Below are 5326 nucleotides of genomic sequence, written 5' to 3' on the forward strand. Positions count from 1 at the left end.
CCGTCACGCCGATGATGTCGGCACGCATCCTGAGGGCCGGCTCGCACAGCCGCTTCCAGCGTATTGTCGACAGCACGTTCGGGCGCGTCGAAAACATCTATGAGCGGCTGGTCAGCGGCTCGTTGAAATATCGCCCGGTGACCCTGATGATCGTCATCGCACTGGTGGCCACGACCGGCTTCATGTTCACCAAGACCGCGAGCGAACTGGCGCCGGAAGAAGACCAGGGCTTCTTGCTGTCTATTGTGAACGCGCCGCGCTATGCGACGTCGGACTACACCGAGACCTATGTGAACCAGATTCTCGGGCTGGTGAATAATATCCCCGAAACCAGGGCGCGGTTCTCCGCCGTCGCGTTCCAAGGCCCGACGAACAACGCCTTCGTCGGCTTCGCATTCAAGGACTGGGCCGACCGCACGCGCAGCTCGAAGGAACTTCAGGAAGACATCACGGGTCGCCTCAGCAAGGTTGCGGGCGTCGAAGCTTTCGTCTTCGCACCGCCGACGCTACCCGGCTCCGGCGGCGGCCTGCCGATCACGATAGTGATGCGCTCGACCGGCGAGGCCTCCCAGGTGTATGAGGCGGCCGAGGACATCAAGAACAAGGCGCAGGCCTCCGGTCGCTTCCTCGCCGTGCAGAATTCGATGTCCTACGACGCGCCGCAAGTGACGGTGACGATCGACCGCGACCGCGCCGCGGCGCTCAACCTGCCGATCGCCGACATCGGCCGGACGCTGACCCTCTTGGTCGGTGGCGCTGAGGTGGCGCAATTCGACCGCGAATCCAACAGCTACGACATCATCCCGCAGGTACCGCAGAACTTCCGCGACAACCCTGAAAAGCTGGCCGAGTATTTCGTGCGCAGCGCGTCGGGCGAGATGGTGCCGCTCTCGGCGGTGGTGAAGATCTCGACCAATGCATCGCCGGCCGCGATCGAGCAGTTCAACCAATTGAACTCCGCCACGATTTCGGCTCTGCCATTGCCCACCGTCACCACCGGCGACGGGCTGAAGACCATCGAGGATATCGCCAGGGAAAGCCTGCCCGATACGTTCTTCATCGACTATACCGGCCAGTCGCGGCAGGAGAAGGAACAGGGCTATACGATCATCATCGCCTTCGCGGCAGCCGTTCTGGTCATCTATCTGGTGCTGGCGGCGCAGTTCGAAAGCTTCCGCGATCCGTTGATCATCATGATGTCGGTGCCGCTGTCGATCTTCGGCGCGATCGTGCCGCTCAATCTGGGGCTGGGAACGCTCAATATCTACACGCAGGTCGGCCTGATCACGCTGATCGGTCTGATCACCAAGCACGGCATTCTCCTGGTCGAGTTTGCCAACCAGCAGCGCGAGCTCCACGGGATGCGGCGGCGCGATGCGATCGTCGCCTCGGCCAGGGTGCGGCTAAGGCCGATCCTGATGACGACGGCTGCGATGGCGCTCGGCGTGGTGCCGCTGATCATCTCCAGCGGCGCGGGTGCGGCGGCGCGCTATTCGATGGGCTTGGTGATCTTCACCGGCATTCTGGTGGGGACCATGTTCACCCTGTTCGTGGTGCCGATGTTCTACACGTTCATTGCCAGCAAGGACCTGCCGCATCACGCCGAGAAGCCGGACCCGAAGCTGATGCCGGTCCCGGTTGATTGATTGACACGAAGGCCGGGGATTTCCGGCCTTTTTCTTGGGCAGTGATGTCCGACCGCAACGTATTTAACAAGCGGATCGTCTTTGCTTACCTATTTGACGATGACGATCCTGGTGTTGGCCGGACCGAAAATCTCGACAAGCTGGTAGAAATCGGCGGCGTTGACCGGATGCAGCCGCACGCAGCCATGCGAGGCCGGCTGGCCGAGGCGCTTGACGAAATTGGTCGCATGCACAGCGTAGCCACCCTTGAAGAAGACCGAATGCGGCATCGGCGCGTTGTCATATTTCCTCGAATACCACATTTGGTGCATGCGGGTCGGCTTGAACGAGCCGGTCGGGGTGACATGCCCCTTGGCGCCGGTCGAGACTTTCCACGCGAAGGTCGGCCGCCCGTCGACCAGGACTTGCATCGTCTGCTGCGAAAGCGAAATCCGCGCCACTATCTGATTGGCGGCCTGATTGGCAGCATGGGCAATGCCGTTACCGGCGCCGAACAGAAGAACCGCACCCGTGAGGGCGGCGGCAGAGATGTTGATGAGCTTGGCAGAACTGGCAGTGTACATGATGTCCCCCGTCTGCCGGATATGGCCGGCTCCAATTCGATGACCGGCTTATCGTTGGGTCACGTTTCGGATCGATTTCGCACGGCAGACGTTTCTGTTTCGAATTTGTTTCCTATGGTTAACAGCCCAAAGCCTATCCGAGGGATTTGTAGGGGTGAGCCCAATGACATGAAGCCTCGGCTGCTCGACCCGGACCCGCGAAAAGGTACTGCCATCTCCGAGGTGAAAGTGCGCTCTTCCCTCATATGAAAGAAATTTGACTTGGCCCGAAACCAATCTGCAACAAAGCGCCGACTCTAGCGGCATGAGCTGGATACAGGCCACCCGCAGAGTTGACCGAACGAAAACAGCCGGCACAAACGAAGATGAACATGCAATCGAACGCGATCTCCTGGCTCTTCAGGATAAGCATAGCCGCAGCGATGATTGGCGGCGTCGGCACCTTCGCCGGCAGCCCGACGACGAAGCTTGCGGAGATGACTTCAAGCGAAGTTTCGACGCTGCATGCCGCACTCTTTTTCGCCACGGTCTGGATCGTGTCCAGTCTGCGCATCAACCGGCTCAAGGCCCTCTGGCGGGTCGGTTTTGGGCTGAAGACGATGCGCGGCCCCTCCGGCAACTTGCAGCCGAGAGGACCGAAGGCCCGCGCCGCGACGGGGGGCTCCGCTGGCGGCGCGGGCGCTTCGGGGGTTTCCCTGAAGACATGATCCCGAACCGAAAGACCGCATCGCGACAAGTGGTGCTGGTTTTCGGGAAAAGATTGTGCCCGAAAACAGGCCATACCCAGCAGATCTGAATTTGGGGAACGGATACGATGAACACGAAATTTGCAGCTTCGGTGCTTTCCGCACTTCTCTACGCACAGGGCCTGCTCGGCTTTGCCGGCCTCGCCACCGTGCTTCTTAGGGATCGTGCCCATGCGAGCGAATTCGTCGCCACCAGCGAAATGCCGTCAGGTCCGTCGGTTCTTGTGGTCCGCTGAGCGCCTGGGCCTGTGGGCAATACGGTGAGGGCCCCGGCCTCAGTCGGCGAACTGCGTCGGCGGATCGAACCGGTAGCCTGCACCCCTTATAGTGGTGATGGTTTCGGTGTCGAGCTTGCGGCGCAGCCGCACGATGCGCGAATCGATCGAGCGATCGAAGGCATCGGCATTTTCGGCGGGCGCGGCGGCAATGATGTCGTCGCGCGTCAAGACCTTGCGCGGACTGGCCAGGAACAATCTGAGCAGCGCCACCTGACCCGGCGACAATTGTTCTTCCGTGCCGGAGCGATGCATGACCATGGCCGACCGGAGGTCGACCGTCGCGTTCTCCAGCACGACCAATTCCCCGGCGTTTCTGCCGCGCCGTGCCAGCAAGCCGCCGATACGGGCGGCGAGTTCCCTGACATTGAGCGGGCTTTCGACGACGTCGGCGGCGCCGAGTTCGAGCGCCAGCACCTTGTCGACGAGATCGGCCGGCCGGCAGATCAGGATGAAATCCGGCCCGCCCTCGCCGCCATGGCGCCTGAGCAGATCACGCCCTTCCGCCTGGCTGAGGCTGTCGCCGACGACGACGACATCGATACCCTTTCCGGAAAGCAGGGATTCGGCCTCCCACGGCTGCCGCACCGCCCGCACGTCATGACCACGCCGTTCGAGATGGTCGGCGAGATCGGTCGCGACCACTTCGGCGACGGAAACAAGCGCGATGACGGATCGTGCAGCCATTTTTTTCCACCCTGCAACCGGCAACCCAAGATGAGTGCTGGACATGATGTTTATACCCAATCTACTTTCCGCTGAAAGCGGGAGCGAGAGCATAGTGCGGGCACGAATTGTCATCGTCGAGGACGAGCCGGATCTGAGAGACGCGGTCGCCGAGTATCTCGGCGCCAGCGGCTACGATGTCGCGACGGCCGAGAGTGCCAGCGCCGCGCGAACTTTGCTGGAAACGCAGTCGTTTCATCTGGCCATCCTCGACATCGCCATGCCAGGCGAGGACGGCCTGTCGCTTGGCCGCTGGCTGCGCTCGAAAATGCCTATCGGCATTATCTACGCCACTGCCGCCGGCACTGCGCTCGACCGCATCGTCGGGCTGGAACTCGGCGCCGACGACTACATCGTCAAGCCTTACGAATTGCGCGAGGTGCTGGCGAGGGTCCGCAGCGTGCTGCGCCGCGTGCCGCAGCCGGCCGAACCACAGGGCGCCAAGGCCGAAACAACTGCCAACCGCCGTTTTATGAGCTTCGGCCCTTTCCATGCCGATCTCGACGGCCGGTTCGTCACCGGCACCAATGGAACGGTCATCGACATGGCCAAGAGCGAGTTTGACGTGCTGGAGGTCTTCCTGACGCGTGCCAACCGTTTGCTGACGCGTGCGGCGATCTCCGAGGCGATCGGCTTCGAGGAAGATCCTGAATCGTCACGCGCGGTCGATATCCGCATCATGCGGCTGAGAAAGAAGATCGAGGCGGACCCGGCCAACCCGAAATTCCTGCGCACAGTCCGCGGCGAAGGCTATATCTTCTCGCTGCCGACCGGCGAAAGCAACTGAGCGGCGCGATCACTGGTAACCACTCTCGGTGGCACGACTGTGAAATGACGGCTGACCATGACGGCTGAAGCAGCACGCAGCGATATGCACGGCGTCAGGCAGGGCGCGGCGATGGCGGCTGTCCATGTTGTTCGCCGGCTTCGCGAAGCCGGCGACTGGCAGCGCGAGATGGACAGCATCCTTGAAACGCTCTGCGGGGCCATGGATTGCCAGCGCGGCATTCTGTTTCGGCTGCGCGAGCTGCCCGGCCAGGGCTTTGCCCAGTCGGTCGCGGCTTACTGGATCAACCCCCGATTTGGTGGCGAACTGGCGTCGCCAACGGTAATCATGCAGTCGGTTGTCAATTCGGACCCACTGCTGGAACGGTTGGCGGAGGACGAGCGGCAAGGCAAGATCTTCGCGGGACACACGCGCGACCTCGAAGGCTTTCTGAGAACCGACTTCGAAAAGCAGCACATCAAGTCGTTCCTGTCGGTGTCGGTCTTTGCGCATGGCCATCTGTGGGGCACGCTGGCGGTCAACGACTGCGTGAACGAGCGCGAATGGACCGACGAGGAAGAGGCAACGCTGCACATCGTGGCAT

7 protein-coding genes are annotated in these 5326 nt (G+C 61.8%); 5 read left to right on the forward strand and 2 right to left on the reverse strand.

Going from position 1 to position 5326, the window contains the following annotated elements; translation table 11 throughout:
- Positions 1 to 1646: efflux RND transporter permease subunit (locus tag EOA86_RS20630; protein ID WP_206630081.1), on the forward strand; the 1646-nt coding region annotated here is incomplete at its 5' end.
- Between the two features lie 89 nt (positions 1647 to 1735).
- Here EOA86_RS20630 and EOA86_RS20635 read toward each other — a convergent pair.
- A complete protein-coding gene (locus tag EOA86_RS20635; RefSeq protein ID WP_128343330.1) occupies positions 1736 to 2209 on the reverse strand; it encodes a L,D-transpeptidase in 474 nt (157 codons plus the stop codon).
- A 365-nt stretch (positions 2210 to 2574) separates the two neighbouring features.
- On the opposite strand from EOA86_RS20635, the gene EOA86_RS39485 reads away from it, so the two are divergent.
- Positions 2575 to 2916: a hypothetical protein gene (locus EOA86_RS39485; RefSeq protein ID WP_065007516.1), complete on the forward strand. Its 342-nt coding sequence runs from the start codon at positions 2575 to 2577 to the stop codon at positions 2914 to 2916.
- 107 nt (positions 2917 to 3023) lie between these two features.
- The gene (locus EOA86_RS20645; protein ID WP_128343332.1) at positions 3024 to 3191 is read left to right on the forward strand and encodes a hypothetical protein; all 168 of its coding nucleotides are present in this window, start codon (positions 3024 to 3026) and stop codon (positions 3189 to 3191) included.
- Positions 3192 to 3230: 39 nt separating this feature from the next.
- Here the strand turns inward: EOA86_RS20645 and EOA86_RS20650 are convergent, their stop codons facing one another.
- Entirely contained in the window at positions 3231 to 3917 is a 687-nt protein-coding gene (locus EOA86_RS20650; protein WP_065007437.1) for a response regulator transcription factor, read from the reverse strand.
- Between the two features lie 46 nt (positions 3918 to 3963).
- On the opposite strand from EOA86_RS20650, the gene EOA86_RS20655 reads away from it, so the two are divergent.
- Together EOA86_RS20655 and EOA86_RS20660 are read left to right on the forward strand one after the other, a co-directional pair.
- Positions 3964 to 4743, forward strand: coding sequence for a response regulator transcription factor (locus tag EOA86_RS20655; protein ID WP_206523397.1), 780 nt, complete (start codon positions 3964 to 3966; stop codon positions 4741 to 4743).
- A gap of 57 nt (positions 4744 to 4800) precedes the next feature.
- The coding region (locus EOA86_RS20660; RefSeq protein WP_164891867.1) for a GAF domain-containing protein at positions 4801 to 5326 on the forward strand (526 nt) is incomplete at its 3' end.

It is taken from the genome of Mesorhizobium sp. M5C.F.Ca.IN.020.32.2.1 (assembly GCF_004023105.1).
GTDB classification, from domain to species: domain Bacteria; phylum Pseudomonadota; class Alphaproteobacteria; order Rhizobiales; family Rhizobiaceae; genus Mesorhizobium; species Mesorhizobium wenxiniae.

Bases quoted from the DNA above. Each gene is read 5' to 3' on its own strand.
- EOA86_RS39485 (WP_065007516.1), top strand. From the start codon at position 2,575: ATGAACATGCAATCGAACGCGATCTCCTGGCTCTTCAGGATAAGCATA.
- EOA86_RS20645 (WP_128343332.1), top strand. From the start codon at position 3,024: ATGAACACGAAATTTGCAGCTTCGGTGCTTTCCGCACTTCTCTACGCA.
- EOA86_RS20635 (WP_128343330.1), bottom strand. From the start codon at position 2,209: ATGTACACTGCCAGTTCTGCCAAGCTCATCAACATCTCTGCCGCCGCC.
- EOA86_RS20655 (WP_206523397.1), top strand. From the start codon at position 3,964: ATGTTTATACCCAATCTACTTTCCGCTGAAAGCGGGAGCGAGAGCATA.
- EOA86_RS20650 (WP_065007437.1), bottom strand. From the start codon at position 3,917: ATGGCTGCACGATCCGTCATCGCGCTTGTTTCCGTCGCCGAAGTGGTC.